15 protein-coding genes are annotated in these 14,454 nt (G+C 61.3%); 11 read left to right on the forward strand and 4 right to left on the reverse strand.

The window, feature by feature from the left end; translation table 11 throughout:
- Both cysD and cysN read left to right on the forward strand, forming a co-directional pair.
- The coding region (gene cysD, locus B4L76_RS13910; protein ID WP_296233270.1) for a sulfate adenylyltransferase subunit CysD at positions 1-429 on the forward strand (429 nt) is incomplete at its 5' end.
- A gap of 15 nt (positions 430-444) precedes the next feature.
- Positions 445-2,346, forward strand: a complete 1,902-nt coding sequence (gene cysN / locus B4L76_RS13915) for a sulfate adenylyltransferase subunit CysN (RefSeq protein WP_296233272.1) — start codon at positions 445-447, stop codon at positions 2,344-2,346.
- 189 nt (positions 2,347-2,535) lie between these two features.
- Here the strand turns inward: cysN and B4L76_RS13920 are convergent, their stop codons facing one another.
- Complete coding sequence (locus B4L76_RS13920; protein WP_296233273.1) at positions 2,536-3,015, reverse strand: Lrp/AsnC family transcriptional regulator; 480 nt, start codon at positions 3,013-3,015, stop codon at positions 2,536-2,538.
- A 127-nt stretch (positions 3,016-3,142) separates the two neighbouring features.
- Here B4L76_RS13920 and B4L76_RS13925 point away from each other — a divergent pair, with 127 nt between their 5' ends.
- Positions 3,143-4,339 (forward strand): methionine gamma-lyase, encoded by a 1,197-nt coding sequence (locus tag B4L76_RS13925; RefSeq protein WP_296233274.1) that lies wholly within the window; start codon positions 3,143-3,145, stop codon positions 4,337-4,339.
- A gap of 162 nt (positions 4,340-4,501) precedes the next feature.
- Here B4L76_RS13925 and B4L76_RS13930 read toward each other — a convergent pair whose 3' ends face one another.
- A complete protein-coding gene (locus tag B4L76_RS13930) occupies positions 4,502-4,936 on the reverse strand; it encodes a YhcB family protein (RefSeq protein WP_003257164.1) in 435 nt (144 codons plus the stop codon).
- Positions 4,937-5,071: 135 nt separating this feature from the next.
- Here B4L76_RS13930 and B4L76_RS13935 point away from each other — a divergent pair, with 135 nt between their 5' ends.
- From B4L76_RS13935 to zapE, 3 genes are all read left to right on the forward strand, one after another.
- Positions 5,072-5,707: an alpha/beta hydrolase gene (locus tag B4L76_RS13935; RefSeq protein WP_296233276.1), complete on the forward strand. Its 636-nt coding sequence runs from the start codon at positions 5,072-5,074 to the stop codon at positions 5,705-5,707.
- A gap of 25 nt (positions 5,708-5,732) precedes the next feature.
- Positions 5,733-7,082, forward strand: a complete 1,350-nt coding sequence (locus B4L76_RS13940; protein ID WP_296233277.1) for a tryptophan--tRNA ligase — start codon at positions 5,733-5,735, stop codon at positions 7,080-7,082.
- 85 nt (positions 7,083-7,167) lie between these two features.
- Complete coding sequence (gene zapE / locus B4L76_RS13945; protein WP_289130765.1) at positions 7,168-8,262, forward strand: cell division protein ZapE; 1,095 nt, start codon at positions 7,168-7,170, stop codon at positions 8,260-8,262.
- A gap of 32 nt (positions 8,263-8,294) precedes the next feature.
- Here zapE and B4L76_RS13950 read toward each other — a convergent pair whose 3' ends face one another.
- A complete protein-coding gene (locus B4L76_RS13950; protein WP_296233285.1) occupies positions 8,295-9,215 on the reverse strand; it encodes a GlxA family transcriptional regulator in 921 nt (306 codons plus the stop codon).
- A gap of 212 nt (positions 9,216-9,427) precedes the next feature.
- Positions 9,428-10,468 (reverse strand): NADP(H)-dependent aldo-keto reductase, encoded by a 1,041-nt coding sequence (locus B4L76_RS13955; protein ID WP_296233279.1) that lies wholly within the window; start codon positions 10,466-10,468, stop codon positions 9,428-9,430.
- 258 nt (positions 10,469-10,726) lie between these two features.
- Here B4L76_RS13955 and rplM point away from each other — a divergent pair, with 258 nt between their 5' ends.
- The 5 genes from rplM to B4L76_RS13980 all read left to right on the forward strand — a co-directional run bounded on the left by rplM (position 10,727) and on the right by B4L76_RS13980 (position 14,409).
- Positions 10,727-11,155, forward strand: coding sequence for a 50S ribosomal protein L13 (gene rplM / locus B4L76_RS13960; protein WP_003260798.1), 429 nt, complete (start codon positions 10,727-10,729; stop codon positions 11,153-11,155).
- A 14-nt stretch (positions 11,156-11,169) separates the two neighbouring features.
- The gene (rpsI, locus tag B4L76_RS13965) at positions 11,170-11,562 is read left to right on the forward strand and encodes a 30S ribosomal protein S9 (RefSeq protein ID WP_003260797.1); all 393 of its coding nucleotides are present in this window, start codon (positions 11,170-11,172) and stop codon (positions 11,560-11,562) included.
- 263 nt (positions 11,563-11,825) lie between these two features.
- Positions 11,826-12,419 carry a ubiquinol-cytochrome c reductase iron-sulfur subunit gene (gene petA / locus B4L76_RS13970; protein ID WP_225779171.1) on the forward strand — a complete coding sequence of 198 codons (594 nt, stop codon included), beginning with the start codon at positions 11,826-11,828 and terminating at the stop codon, positions 12,417-12,419.
- The gene (locus B4L76_RS13975) at positions 12,419-13,630 is read left to right on the forward strand and encodes a cytochrome b (protein WP_296233286.1); all 1,212 of its coding nucleotides are present in this window, start codon (positions 12,419-12,421) and stop codon (positions 13,628-13,630) included. Before petA ends, B4L76_RS13975 begins: the two co-directional genes overlap by 1 nt.
- Positions 13,630-14,409, forward strand: coding sequence for a cytochrome c1 (locus B4L76_RS13980; protein ID WP_296233284.1), 780 nt, complete (start codon positions 13,630-13,632; stop codon positions 14,407-14,409). Before B4L76_RS13975 ends, B4L76_RS13980 begins: the two co-directional genes overlap by 1 nt.
- Positions 14,410-14,454 lie beyond the last annotated feature (45 nt).

The following is a 14,454-nucleotide window of genomic DNA, read 5'->3' on the forward strand; positions in this document are numbered from 1 at the left end:
CCCGAGCTGTGGAACGTGTACAACGGCAAGGTCAACAAGGGCGAGTCGATCCGGGTCTTCCCGCTGTCGAACTGGACCGAGCTGGACATCTGGCAGTACATCTACCTCGAAGGCATTCCGATCGTGCCGCTGTACTTCGCCGCCGAGCGTGAGGTCATCGAGAAGAACGGCACCCTGATCATGATCGACGACGAGCGCATCCTCGAGCATCTCACCGATGAAGAGAAGGCCCGCATCGTCAAGAAGAAGGTGCGCTTCCGTACCCTTGGCTGCTACCCCTTGACGGGCGCTGTCGAGTCGCAAGCCGAGACCCTGACGGACATCATCCAGGAAATGCTCCTGACCCGTACGTCCGAACGCCAGGGCCGTGTCATCGACCACGATGGCGCCGGCTCCATGGAAGACAAGAAACGCCAAGGCTACTTCTAATTTCAGGGTTACTCCATGTCGCACCAATCTGATCTGATCAGCGAGGACATCCTCGCCTACCTGGCCCAGCACGAGCGCAAGGAACTGCTGCGTTTCCTGACCTGCGGCAACGTCGACGACGGCAAGAGCACCCTGATCGGGCGCTTGCTGCACGACTCGAAGATGATCTACGAGGACCACCTCGAGGCCATCACCCGTGATTCTAAGAAGGTCGGCACCACCGGCGAAGAGGTCGACCTGGCGCTGCTGGTCGACGGCCTGCAGGCCGAGCGCGAGCAGGGCATCACCATCGATGTCGCCTACCGCTACTTCTCCACCGCCAAGCGCAAGTTCATCATCGCCGACACCCCGGGCCACGAGCAGTACACCCGCAACATGGCCACCGGCGCGTCCACCTGCGACCTGGCGATCATCCTGGTCGACGCCCGCTACGGCGTGCAGACCCAGACCCGCCGCCACAGCTATATCGCCTCGTTGCTGGGCATCAAGCACATCGTCGTGGCGGTCAACAAGATGGACCTCAAGGGCTTCGACCAGGGTGTGTTCGAGTCGATCAAGGCCGACTACCTGAAATTTGCCGAAGCCATCAACCTGGTGCCGAGCAGCCTGCACTTCGTGCCGATGTCGGCGCTCAAGGGCGACAATGTGGTCAACCACAGCGAGCGTTCGCCGTGGTACACCGGCCCGACGCTGATGGAAATCCTCGAAACCGTCGAGGTTTCGGCCGACCGCAACTTCACCGACCTGCGTTTCCCGGTGCAGTACGTCAACCGCCCGAACCTGAACTTCCGTGGTTTCGCCGGCACCATCGCCAGCGGCGTGGTGCACAAGGGCGACGAAATCGTCGTGCTGCCGTCGGGCAAGAGCAGCCGGGTCAAGTCCATCGTCACCTACGAAGGTGAGCTGGAAAACGCCGGCCCCGGCCAGGCGGTGACCCTGACCATGGAAGACGAGATCGACATCTCCCGTGGCGACCTGCTGGTGCATGCCGACAACGTCCCGCCGGTCACCGACCAGTTCGACGCCATGCTGGTGTGGATGGCCGAGGAGCCGATGCTCCCAGGCAAGAAATACGACATCAAGCGCGCCACCAGCTACGTGCCGGGCTCGATTGCCAGCATCACCCACAAGGTCGATGTGAATACCCTGGAGCGGGGCGCTGCCAGCGCCCTGCAACTGAACGAGATCGGTCGGGTCAAGGTATCCCTGGATGCCCCGATCGCCCTGGATGGCTATGACAGCAACCGCACCACCGGTGCGTTCATCGTCATCGACCGCCTGACCAACGGCACTGTCGGCGCCGGCATGATCATCGCCCCGCCGGTGCTGCCGCACGGCGGCACCGGCCATCACGGCAAGCAGGCCCACGTTTCTACCGAAGAGCGTGCCCTGCGCTTCGGCCAGCAACCCGCCACCGTGCTGTTCAGTGGTTTGTCCGGCGCTGGCAAGAGCACCTTGGCCTATGCCGTAGAGCGCAAATTGTTCGACATGGGCCGTGCGGTGTATGTGCTCGACGGCCAGAACCTGCGCCATGACCTGAACAAAGGCCTGCCGCAGGACCGCGCCGGCCGCACCGAGAACTGGCGCCGCGCCGCCCATGTGGCGCGCCAGTTCAACGAAGCCGGCCTGCTGACCCTGGCTGCGTTCGTGGCCCCGGATGCCGAAGGCCGCGAACAGGCCAAGGCGTTGATCGGCAAGGAGCGCCTGGTGACTGTTTACGTCCAGGCCTCGCCTATCGCCTGCCGCGAGCGTGACCCGCAAGGTCTGTACGCTGCCGGTGGCGATAACATCCCGGGTGAAAGCTTCCCGTACGATGTGCCGCTGGACGCCGACCTGGTAATTGACACCCAGACCACCAGCGTGGACGAGGGCGTGAAACAGGTGCTGGACGTACTGCGTCAGCGTGGCGCGATCTAAGCATTGGTTTATCAGAAAACCCCGCGTCGGCGGGGTTTTCTGTTTCTCGTCGCCGCAGGCTTGCCCGCTCTGGCAGGATAAATAGAGGACACCCGTGTGAACGGGGTGTTGGCGTCACTCTGCTCTGGCTACTGTCAGCCGCAGCCTTTCAATCGGTAAGGCCATTTCCACCGCTCGGTAAGGTCTGGCTTAGATATGTTTTTCCGACACCGGTATTATTCGGCGTTCCTTCACAGCCTTGTAGGAAAAACTCGAATAGATCTCCTTCACCCCTGGCAATCGCTGCAGTACTTCGCGGGTGAATTCGCCGAACGACTCCAGGTCTCGCGCCAGGATTTCCAGCAAAAAATCGTAGCGCCCGGAAATGTTGTGGCAGGCGACGATCTCTGGAATCTCCATCAGCCGCCGCTCGAATGCCAACGCCATGTCCTTGGTGTGCGAATCCATCATGATGCTGACGAACGCGGTCACACCGAAACCCAGCGACTTGGGCGAAAGGATCGCCTGGTAGCCGGTGATGTAGCCGTGGTCTTCCAGCAGCTTTACCCGGCGCCAGCAGGGCGAGGTGGTCAGTGCCACCTGGTCGGCCAGTTCGGCAATGGTGAGGCGGGCGTTGTCCTGCAGGGCGGCGAGCAGGGCGCGGTCAGTACGGTCGAGGCTTGAAGGCATTTTTTACCCTCCTGGTCCGGTAATTGTTATTTTCATTCCAACAAGCGCACGGATATGTGGGCCAATTTGGAAAAAATCGGGCAGCTCGGTGGCATAAGCTTATAACAAACCACAAGAGGCTGTTGCCATGCGCGGCTCCGATAACAACGCCGGTTTTTCCACACGGGCCATTCATCATGGCTACGACCCGCTTTCCCACGGTGGCGCCTTGGTGCCACCGGTGTACCAGACCGCTACCTATGCCTTCCCAACCGTCGAATACGGCGCTGCGTGCTTCGCTGGCGAGGAGCCGGGGCATTTCTACAGCCGCATCTCCAACCCGACCCTGGCCCTGCTGGAGCAGCGCATGGCCTCGCTGGAGGGCGGCGAGGCGGGGCTGGCATTGGCGTCGGGCATGGGAGCCATCACCTCGACGATCTGGACCCTGCTGCGCCCTGGCGACGAGCTGATCGTCGGGCGCACGTTGTATGGCTGCACCTTCGCCTTCCTGCACCATGGCATTGGCGAATTCGGGGTGAAGATCCGCCATGTCGACCTCAACGACAGCAGGGCCCTGAAAGCGGCGATCAACAGCAAGACGCGGATGATCTACTTCGAAACCCCGGCCAACCCCAACATGCAACTGGTGGATATCGCGGCGGTTGCCGAGGCCGTACGCGGGCACGATGTACATGTGGTGGTCGACAACACCTACTGCACACCCTATCTACAACGTCCACTGGAGCTGGGGGCTGACCTGGTAGTGCATTCGGCAACCAAGTACCTCAGTGGCCACGGCGATATCACCGCCGGCCTGGTGGTAGGGCGCAAGGCGCTGATCGACCGCATTCGCCTGGAAGGCCTGAAGGACATGACCGGGGCGGTGCTGTCGCCGCATGACGCAGCGCTGCTGATGCGCGGGATCAAGACCCTGGCCCTGCGCATGGACCGCCATTGCGCCAATGCCTTGCAGATTGCCGAGTTTCTCGCACGGCAGCCGCAGGTGGAGTTGATTCACTATCCGGGGTTGCCGTCGTTTGCCCAGTACGAACTGGCGCAGCGGCAGATGCGTTTGCCGGGCGGGATGATTGCCTTCGAACTCAAGGGCGGTATCGAGGCGGGGCGGCGCTTCATGAATGCCTTGCAACTGTTTGCCCGTGCAGTGAGCCTGGGCGATGCCGAGTCGCTGGCGCAGCACCCAGCGAGCATGACGCATTCCAGCTATACCGCGAAGGAGCGGGCGCACCACGGGATCTCGGAGGGGCTGGTGCGCTTGTCGGTGGGGCTGGAGGATGTGGAGGACCTGCTGGCGGATGTCGGGCAGGCATTGCAGGCTTGCAGCTAGGTTGCCTGGGCCGTCCTCTTCACGGGCACGCCCGCTCCTCCAGGTATCCCACGGATTGCAAATGCTGTGATGTACCTGTGGGAGCGGGCGTGCCCGCGAAGAGGCCAGTGAATCCGGCCCACAAAAAAGGCCTCTAGCGAGGCCTTTGTCATTTTCTGCAGATCAGCGCTTGAGCCCGTAGCTCTCGTCAAGCATGCCCGGCGAATTCGGCGCTTTCGGTGCGTAGTCACGTGGCACTTCGGCGTCCTTCGGCGGGGTCAGGCGGTCGCGTGGACCTTGCGCTGCCTCGGAGTGCAGGGCCGCCAGCAGGCGTTGGCGAGTGACGTCGTCGAGGGCCAGGCTGTTGGCGCCTTCGGCCAGGTGGTCCTGCACGTCCTGATAGCTCTGGGTCAGTTTCTTGACCAGTACGGCAGTGCTGTTGAAATGAGTTACCACTTCGTTCTGATAGCTGTCGAAGCGCTTCTGGATATCATCCAGTTGACGCTGGGTGCTGCTCGGCGCTGCATTGGGCAGCAGGCGAGCGACGACGAAACCGACCACCACGCCGATGACCAGGGCCAGGGTCGGCAACAACCAAACAAGGAGCGAGAGTTCCACGAGTCCTTCCTCTATAAACGGCTTTGCTTTACGTTAACGGCTCAGACCTGCGCTGTATACCGCGAGCGATCGCAAATCAGAACAGAATTCCTCACCTAGACGAATCGACCCCTTTCGAGGTCACGGAGTAGTGCCTTGCTTGTCCGCGAAACCCCCTTGTTCATCGATGGCCCCAGCGGCCAGCTGGAAGCCCTGTATCTGGACGTGGCCGATGCCCGCGGCGCGGTGCTGATCTGCCACCCCAACCCGGTCCAGGGCGGCACCATGCTCAACAAGGTGGTCTCGACCCTGCAACGCACCGCCCGCGATGCCGGCTATGTGACCCTGCGTTTCAACTACCGTGGTGTTGGCCAGAGCGCCGGCAGCCATGACATGGGCGCTGGCGAGGTGGCCGATGCCGAGGCTGCCGCGGCCTGGCTGCGCGAAAAGCATCCAGGCCTGCCCCTGGTGCTGATGGGCTTCTCGTTCGGCGGCTTCGTCGCCGCCAGCCTGGCCGGCCGCCTGGAAGCCGCCGGGGTAGAGCTGCAGCAGCTGTTCATGATCGCCCCGGCAGTTATGCGCCTGACGCCGGAATTCCCGCTGCCGCAGCAGTGCCTGATCACCGTGGTGCAGCCGGACGCTGACGAAGTCGTCGCGCCACAGCTGGTATACGAATGGTCCGACAGCCTGTCGCGCCCCCATGAGCTGCTGAAAGTGGCAGAATGCGGACACTTCTTCCATGGCAAGCTGACCGATCTGAAGGATCTGCTGCTGCCGCGCCTTTCGAACTGAGCCAAGCCTGAATAAGCGAACACCCATGACCACGCGCATCCTTACCGGTATCACCACCACCGGCACTCCGCACCTGGGCAACTATGCCGGTGCCATCCGCCCGGCCATCCTTGCCAGCCAGCAGCCTGGTGTCGACTCGTTCTACTTCCTGGCTGACTACCACGCGCTGATCAAGTGCGACGACCCGCTGCGCATCCAGCGTTCGCGCCTGGAAATCGCCGCCACCTGGCTGGCCGGTGGCCTCGACCCGGACAAGGTGACCTTCTACCGCCAGTCAGATATACCGGAAATCCCCGAACTGACCTGGCTGCTGACCTGCGTCAGCGCCAAGGGCCTGCTCAACCGAGCGCACGCCTACAAGGCCTCGGTGGACAAGAACCTGGAAAACGGCGAAGACCCGGACGCCGGCGTGACCATGGGCCTGTACAGCTATCCGGTGCTGATGGCTGCCGACATCCTGATGTTCAACGCCAACAAGGTGCCGGTCGGGCGTGACCAGATCCAGCATGTGGAAATGGCCCGCGACATCGGCCAGCGCTTCAACCACCTGTTCGGCCAGGGCAAGGACTTCTTTGCCTTGCCGGAGGCGGTGATCGAGGAAAGCGTGGCGACCCTGCCGGGCCTGGACGGGCGCAAGATGTCCAAGAGCTACGACAACACCATCCCACTGTTCACCAGCGCCAAGGAAATGAAGGACGCCATTTCGCGCATCGTCACCGACTCGCGCGCACCCGGCGAAGCGAAAGACCCCGACAACGCCCACCTGTTCACCCTGTTCCAGGCCTTCTCGTCGCCAGCGCAATGCGCCGAGTTCCGCGAGGAGCTGCTGCAGGGCCTGGGCTGGGGCGAGGCCAAGCAGCGCCTGTTCCAGCTGCTCGACGGTCAGCTTGCGGAAAAGCGCGAGTACTACCACCAGTTGATTGCCCGCCCTGCAGACCTGGAAGACATTCTGCTGGCCGGCGCCGCCAAGGCGCGCAAGATCGCCACGCCGTTCCTCGAACAGCTGCGCGAAGCCGTTGGCCTGCGTTCGTTCCGCGCCAGTGTTCAGGCCAGCACCGAAGTGAAGAAAAAGGCCGCCCGGAGCGCGCGTTTCGTCAGCTTCCGTGATGAAGACGGCAGCTTCCGCTTCCGCCTGCTCGGCGCCGACGGTGAACAGTTGCTGCTGTCGCGCAGCTTCGCCGACGGCAAGAGCGCCGGTGCCGTGAGCAAGCAATTGCAGCAGGGTGGCGAGGCGGACGTGCGCCTGGAGGGCCTGGGCTTCGGTCTGTGGCTGAATGGCGAACAGGTCGCCGACGGGCCGCAGTTCGACAACGCCGAGGCACGTGATGCGGCTATCGAAAGCCTGCGTGTAGCACTTCAGCCACAATCGGACTGAGGCATATTGACGCAAGTCTGATTGCCATTAAGCGGGCCGGTCGCTACAGTGACGGCCCGTTTTTTTGTTGCCCCGCTAACGAATCATGACGCCCCTAGAACGATATCAAGCAGATCTGAAACGTCCCGACTTCTTTCATGACGCGGCGCAGGAAACTGCGGTGCGTCACCTGCAGCGCCTGTACGACGACCTCGTGCACGCGCAGAACAACAAGCCGGGCGTGTTCGGCAAGCTGTTCGGCAGGAAGGAGCAGACACCGGTCAAGGGCCTGTACTTCTGGGGTGGGGTGGGGCGCGGCAAGACCTACCTGGTCGATACCTTCTTCGAGGCGCTGCCGTTCAAGCAGAAGATGCGTACGCACTTCCACCGCTTCATGAAGCGTGTGCACGAGGAAATGAAAACCCTCAAGGGCGAGAAGAACCCGCTGACCATCATTGCCAAACGCTTCAGCGAAGAAGCCAGGGTGATCTGCTTCGACGAATTCTTCGTCTCCGACATCACCGACGCGATGATCCTCGGCACCCTGATGGAAGAGCTGTTCAAGAACGGCGTATCGCTGGTGGCGACCTCCAACATCGTGCCGGACGGCCTGTACAAGGACGGCTTGCAGCGCGCGCGCTTCCTGCCGGCCATCGCCATGATCAAGCAGTACACCGACGTGGTGAACGTCGACAGCGGGGTCGACTATCGCCTGCGGCATCTGGAGCAGGCCGAACTGTACCACTACCCGCTCGATGAGGCGGCGCACCAGAGCCTGCGCGCCAGCTTCAAGGCATTGACCCCTGAGTGCACCCAGGCGGTCGAGAACGACGTGCTGATGATCGAGAATCGCCCGATCCAGGCCCTGCTGACCTGTGACGACGTGGCCTGGTTCGACTTCCGCGCCCTGTGCGATGGCCCGCGTAGCCAGAACGACTACATCGAGCTGGGCAAGATCTTCCATGCCGTGCTGCTGAGCAACGTGGAGCAGATGGGCGTCACCACCGACGACATCGCCCGCCGCTTCATCAACATGGTGGACGAGTTCTACGACCGCAACGTCAAGCTGATCATCTCGGCCGAGGTTGAGCTGAAGGACCTGTATACCGGCGGGCGCCTGGCCTTCGAGTTCCAGCGTACCCTGAGCCGGTTGCTGGAGATGCAGTCGCACGAATTCCTGTCTCGCGCACACAAGCCATAAGATGCCTGGGGCTGCAAAGCAGCCCCAGGCCCTCAAGCCTCCTGCATGAACTGCTGCCGATACTGGTTCGGCGACAATTCCGTGTGCTGGCGAAACAACCGCGCAAAGAAACTGGCATCGTCGTAACCGACCTCGTAGCTGATGGTCTTGATGCTCTTGCGCGTACTCGACAGCAAGCCTTTCGCCGTCTCGATCCGCAGCCGTTGCAGGTAATGCAGCGGCTTGTCGCCGGTCGCTCCCTGGAAGCGGCGCATGAAGTTGCGGATGCTCATGCCGTGGTTGCGGGCCACGTCCTCGAAGCGGAACTTGTCGGCGAAGTGTTCTTCCAGCCAGTGCTGGATCTGCAGGATGACCAGGTCCTGATGCAGCTTCTGGCCGCCAAAACCCATGCGTCCCGGGGTGTAGTTGCGCTGCACCTCGTAGAGGATGTCGCGGGACACGGCGCGGGCCACGTTGGCGCCGCAGAAGCGTTCGATCAGGTAGATGTACAGGTCGCAGGCCGAGGTGGTGCCGCCTGCGCAATACAGGTTGTCGGCGTCGGTCAGGTGCTTGTCCTGGTTCAGGCGGATCTTCGGGAAGCGTTCGGCAAAGCTGTTGAAGAAGCGCCAGTAGGTGGTGGCCTCCTTGCCGTCGAGCAGGCCGGACTCGGCCAGCCAGAACACGCCACTGGCCTCGGCGCACAGCACCGCGCCACGTGCATGTTGCTCGCGCAGCCATGGCAGCACCTGTGGATAACGCTGCAGCAAGTTGTCGAAATCGTCCCAGAAGGCCGGCAGGATGATCACGTCGGCATCGTCCAGGCCACCATCGACCGGCAGTTGCACGTTGCTGAAGCTGTCCACGGACTGGCCGTCCGGGCTCACCAGACGGATCTCGAACATGGGCTGCAGGCCCAGGCCAAGCTGCTTGCCGTAGCGCAGGCTGGCGAGGTGGAAGAAGTCCTTGGCCTGCATCAAGGTCGAAGCGAACACCTTGTCAATGGCCAGGATGCTGACGCGCCGCAGCGACGCGGAGGGTTGGGTAAACATCATTGTCATTGTTCTTATAGGGTAGAGTGGTCAATCACCGGCTGGATCGTCTTATTTTTTGGCGATGGTGTCCAGCCCGATGCGCCGCGCTGGTTCTTCGCGGGCTAACCCACGAAGAAGGCGGTACAGGTTTACCCTCAAGGCGCCGGGTTCGGCTGCTGCTGGTGAATTGCCTCGATCGCCGCCAGCAGCTCATCGCTCAGCTTCAGCTCCAGGCTCGCCAGGTTGCTGTCCAGCTGCGCGAGGCTGGTCGCGCCAATGATGTTACTGGTCACGAATGGCTGCCGGGTGACGAATGCCAGGGCCATCTGCGCCGGGTCCAGGCCGTGCTCGTCGGCCAGCTGCACATAACGGCTACAGGCGGCCACGGTCTGCGGGTTGGAGTAGCGGGCAAAGCGGCTGAACAGGGTCAGGCGTGCATTGGCTGGCCGCGCACCGTTCTCGTACTTGCCCGAGAGCATGCCGAAGGCCAGCGGCGAGTAGGCCAGCAGGCCGCACTGCTCGCGGATAGCCACTTCCGCCAGGCCCACTTCGAAACTGCGGTTGAGCAGGTTGTACGGGTTCTGGATCGACACCGCCCGCGGCCAGCCACGGCTTTCGGCCAACTGCAGGAACTTCATGGTACCCCACGGTGTTTCGTTGGACAGGCCGATGTGGCGGATCTTGCCGGCGCGCACCTGCTCGTCGAGCACTTCGAGGGTTTCTTCCAGCGGGGTGAAGTGGTCCTGTGGCAGGTGCTGGTAGCCCAGCTTGCCGAAGAAGTTGGTGCTGCGCTCCGGCCAGTGCAACTGGTACAGGTCGATGCGGTCGGTGTGCAGGCGCTTGAGGCTCTCGTCCAGCGCCGCGACGATGTGCTGGCGGTTGTGCTTGAGCTGGCCGTCGCGAATGTGGCTGATGCCGTTGCCCGGGCCCGCAACCTTGCTGGCCAGCACCCAGTCGTCGCGATCGCCCCTGGCGCGGAACCAGTTGCCGATGATGCGCTCGGTAGCGGCGTAGGTTTCGGGGCGGGGCGGCACCGGGTACATTTCGGCGGTGTCGATGAAGTTGACCCCGGCGGCCTTGGCCCGGGCGATCTGCTCGAAGGCCTCGGCCTGGTCATTCTGTTCGCCCCAGGTCATGGTGCCCAGGCACAGGGCGCTGACGTTGAGGTCGGTACGGCCGAGCTGGCGGTATTCCATCGGGTAGACACTCCTTGGCAATGAAAGCTCATCAAAGCAGGTTGAAAAATTTCGCGCAATCTGGATAATTCGGCACCTCTCCGTGTGGCGGAAGTGATGCACCACCACGCAGGAAGAACCCCGTCGAACGTTGGCGTGCCTGACCCGAGCCCCCAAAAGCGTCAGTGTTCGGCTGCGCGCTTGCCCTTGGCAAGCTGTGCACTATCCAGTAAGATTCGCCGTCTATTTTTCGCTGGGCGGCCTCTGAGGCTTTAGAGAATGAAAACTTTTACTGCTAAACCGGAAACAGTAAAGCGCGAGTGGTTCGTAGTCGACGCCGCTGGCCAGACCCTGGGTCGTCTGGCTACCGAAATCGCTAGCCGTCTGCGTGGCAAACACAAGCCAGAATACACCCCTCACGTTGACACCGGCGACTACATCGTCGTTATCAACGCCGAGCAGGTTCGTGTGACTGGTGCCAAGTCTTCCGACAAGATGTACTACTCCCACTCCGGTTTCCCGGGCGGTATCAAGGAAATCAACTTCGAGAAGTTGATCGCCAAGGCCCCTGAGCGTGTTATCGAAACTGCGGTCAAAGGCATGCTGCCGAAGAACCCGCTGGGTCGCGACATGTACCGCAAGCTGAAAGTGTACGCGGGTGCTGCTCACCCACACACTGCTCAGCAGCCTCAAGAACTGAAGATCTAACGGGATAGTTCATTATGTCGGCGACTCAAAACTACGGCACTGGCCGTCGCAAGACCGCAACCGCTCGCGTATTCCTGCGTCCGGGTACTGGTAACATTTCCATCAACAACCGTTCTCTGGACGTGTTCTTCGGTCGTGAAACCGCTCGCATGGTTGTTCGTCAGCCGCTCGAGCTGACCGAAACCGTCGAGAAGTTCGACATCTACGTCACCGTTTCCGGTGGTGGTGTCAGCGGTCAGGCCGGTGCGATCCGTCACGGTATCACCCGCGCTCTGATGGAATACGACGAAACCCTGCGTGGCGCTCTGCGTCGTGCTGGCTACGTCACCCGCGACGCTCGTGAAGTCGAGCGTAAGAAAGTGGGTCTGCGTAAAGCGCGTAAGCGTCCTCAGTACTCCAAGCGTTAATACCGCTTCGGCAGTCGAAAAAAGCCCGGTTCCTTGGAACCGGGCTTTTTTTATGTCTTGAACTAACCTGTCAGCATGTCAGTGACCACTTGTCGCATAGACACAGATCAAGCAAAGCGTGGGTAGTCGCACCGGGCCGAGGTAATCACCTTGTCAGTGTGTGGATTTGTTTCTTACCATGGCGGCCAATTTTTAGTGCCACTGACACAACCTAAGTACAGGTCTGGTTCAACAGGCCAAGCAAGCTGATGGGAGAGGACTGAATGAGCAATGACGGCGTCAACGCAGGCCGGCGCCGCTTCCTCGTAGCCGCGACATCCGTAGTCGGGGCGGCGGGGGCAGTGGGGGCTGCGGTACCGTTCGTGGGGTCATGGTTTCCCAGTGCCAAGGCGAAAGCCGCAGGTGCACCGGTGAAGGTCAATATTGCCAAGGTCGAGGCCGGGCAGCAGATGGTGGCCGAGTGGCGGGGGCAGCCGGTGTTCATCGTGCGGCGAACGGAGGAAATCCTCGGCAACCTGAAAAAAGTTGCCGGTGATCTCGCTGACCCTGAGTCCAAGGCTTCGGTGCAGCCGACCTACGTTGACCCGCAGGTTCGTTCGATCAAGCCGGAAATCCTTATCCTCGTCGGTTTGTGTACACACCTCGGCTGCTCACCGACCTTCCGCCCGGAAGTCGCGCCTGCCGACCTTGGCCCGAAATGGGTTGGTGGCTATTTCTGCCCATGCCACGGCTCCCACTATGACCTGGCTGGTCGTGTCTACAAGTCGCAGCCGGCACCTCTCAACCTGCCCGTGCCACCGCACTCTTACGAGTCGGACGAGATCGTCGTCATCGGCGTTGACCAGGAGAACGCATGATGAGCAAGTTCATGGACTGGATTGATGCTCGCTTCCCTGCCACCAAGATGTGGGAAGACCACCTGAGCAAGTATTACGCACCCAAGAACTTCAACTTCCTGTACTTCTTTGGCTCCCTCGCGTTGCTGGTGCTGGTCAACCAGATCGTCACTGGTGTGTGGCTGACCATGAGTTTCACCCCCTCGGCGGAAGAGGCATTCGCCTCGGTCGAGTACATCATGCGTGACGTGGAATACGGCTGGATCCTGCGCTACCTGCACTCCACCGGTGCCTCGGCGTTCTTCATCGTGGTCTACCTGCACATGTTCCGCGGCCTGCTCTACGGCTCCTACCAGAAGCCGCGCGAGCTGGTATGGCTGTTCGGCATGCTGATCTACCTGGCATTGATGGCTGAAGCCTTCATGGGTTACTTGCTGCCATGGGGCCAGATGTCCTACTGGGGCGCCCAGGTGATCATCTCGCTGTTCGGTGCCATCCCGGTGATCGGTGACGACCTCACCCAATGGATCCGCGGTGACTACCTGATTTCCGGCATTACCCTGAACCGCTTCTTCGCCCTGCACGTCGTCGCCCTGCCGATCGTGATCCTCGGCCTGGTGGTGTTGCACATTCTTGCCTTGCATGAAGTGGGCTCGAACAACCCCGATGGCGTCGACATCAAGAAGAAGAAAGATGAAAACGGCATCCCGCTGGACGGCATTCCGTTCCACCCTTACTACACCGTCAAGGACATTGTCGGCGTGGTGGTATTCCTCTTCGTGTTCTGCGCCGTGGTGTTCTTCTTCCCGGAAATGGGCGGTTATTTCCTGGAGAAACCAAACTTCGAGCAGGCCAACGCCTTCAAGACCCCTGAGCACATCGCGCCTGTGTGGTACTTCACGCCGTTCTACGCGATCCTGCGTGCAGTGCCTGACAAGCTGATGGGCGTAATCGCCATGGGCGCGGCCATTGCCGTGTTGTTCGTGCTGCCCTGGCTCGACCGCAGCCCGGTGCGCTCCATGCGCTACAAGGGCTGGATCAGCAAGCTCTTCCTGCTGGTGTTCTGCATAGCCTTCGTCATCCTCGGCGTGCTGGGCGTACTGGCGCCGACACCTGGGCGTACCTTGCTGTCGCAGGTGTGCACAGTGTTGTACTTCGCCTACTTCCTGCTGATGCCGTTCTATACAAGGCTCGAGAAGACCAAACCGGTTCCGGAAAGGGTGACTGGCTGATGAAAAAGTTGATTGCAGTATTTTTGCTGGCAGTGATGCCTGCCTTTTCCTTCGCGGCCGAAACCGGCCTGGAGCTGGACAAGGTCGACATCGACCTGAGCGACAAGGCCGCCATGCAGGATGGTGCGCGGACCTTCGCCAACTATTGCATGGGTTGCCACAGTGCCAAGTTCCAACGTTACGAGCGAGTCGCCGATGACTTGGGCATCCCCCACGAACTGATGCTCGAGAAGCTGGTGTTCACCGGTGCCAAGATTGGTGACCACATGCAGATTGGCATGAAGCCCAGTGACGCAAAGACCTGGTTCGGTGCCGCACCGCCCGACCTGACCCTGGTGGCCCGGGTGCGTGGCACCGACTGGCTGTACACTTACCTGCGCAGCTTCTATGAGGACCCGTCGCGGCCGTACGGGGTGAACAACAAGGTGTTCCCGAACGTGGGCATGCCCAACGTGCTGGTCGGCCTGCAAGGAAACCAGGTGATCGGTTGCAAGCAGGTGCAGACCATGACCGATGGCAAGAAGCAGTTCGACCCGTTGACCGGCAGCCCGATCACCCATGAAGCCTGCGACCAGCTGACCATTACGCCGAATTCCGGTACCCTGACGACCGAGCAGTTCGACGAGAAGGTCAAGAACCTGGTGACCTTCCTGGCCTATTCGGCCAACCCGGTCAAACTGGAAAGCCAGCGCATCGGTACCTACGTGTTGCTGTACCTGGCTTTCTTCTTCGTATTCGCCTATTTGCTCAAGCGTGAATACTGGAAGGACGTGCACTGATCACGCAGTAGTTTCTGGTTGTTGAACGCGCCCGTGGAGGCCAGG

This window comes from Pseudomonas sp. UBA4617 (genome assembly GCF_002386445.1).
Taxonomy (GTDB): Bacteria; Pseudomonadota; Gammaproteobacteria; order Pseudomonadales; family Pseudomonadaceae; genus Aquipseudomonas.

Excerpts from the sequence above, each read along its gene's own strand:
- petA (WP_225779171.1), top strand. The coding sequence starts at position 11,826 with ATGAGCAATGACGGCGTCAACGCAGGCCGGCGCCGCTTCCTCGTAGCC.
- cysN (WP_296233272.1), top strand. The coding sequence starts at position 445 with ATGTCGCACCAATCTGATCTGATCAGCGAGGACATCCTCGCCTACCTG.
- B4L76_RS13940 (WP_296233277.1), top strand. The coding sequence starts at position 5,733 with ATGACCACGCGCATCCTTACCGGTATCACCACCACCGGCACTCCGCAC.
- B4L76_RS13950 (WP_296233285.1), bottom strand. The coding sequence starts at position 9,215 with ATGCAGGCCAAGGACTTCTTCCACCTCGCCAGCCTGCGCTACGGCAAG.
- zapE (WP_289130765.1), top strand. The coding sequence starts at position 7,168 with ATGACGCCCCTAGAACGATATCAAGCAGATCTGAAACGTCCCGACTTC.
- rpsI (WP_003260797.1), top strand. The coding sequence starts at position 11,170 with ATGTCGGCGACTCAAAACTACGGCACTGGCCGTCGCAAGACCGCAACC.
- B4L76_RS13925 (WP_296233274.1), top strand. The coding sequence starts at position 3,143 with ATGCGCGGCTCCGATAACAACGCCGGTTTTTCCACACGGGCCATTCAT.
- B4L76_RS13955 (WP_296233279.1), bottom strand. The coding sequence starts at position 10,468 with ATGGAATACCGCCAGCTCGGCCGTACCGACCTCAACGTCAGCGCCCTG.
- B4L76_RS13920 (WP_296233273.1), bottom strand. The coding sequence starts at position 3,015 with ATGCCTTCAAGCCTCGACCGTACTGACCGCGCCCTGCTCGCCGCCCTG.
- B4L76_RS13980 (WP_296233284.1), top strand. The coding sequence starts at position 13,630 with ATGAAAAAGTTGATTGCAGTATTTTTGCTGGCAGTGATGCCTGCCTTT.
- B4L76_RS13975 (WP_296233286.1), top strand. The coding sequence starts at position 12,419 with ATGAGCAAGTTCATGGACTGGATTGATGCTCGCTTCCCTGCCACCAAG.
- rplM (WP_003260798.1), top strand. The coding sequence starts at position 10,727 with ATGAAAACTTTTACTGCTAAACCGGAAACAGTAAAGCGCGAGTGGTTC.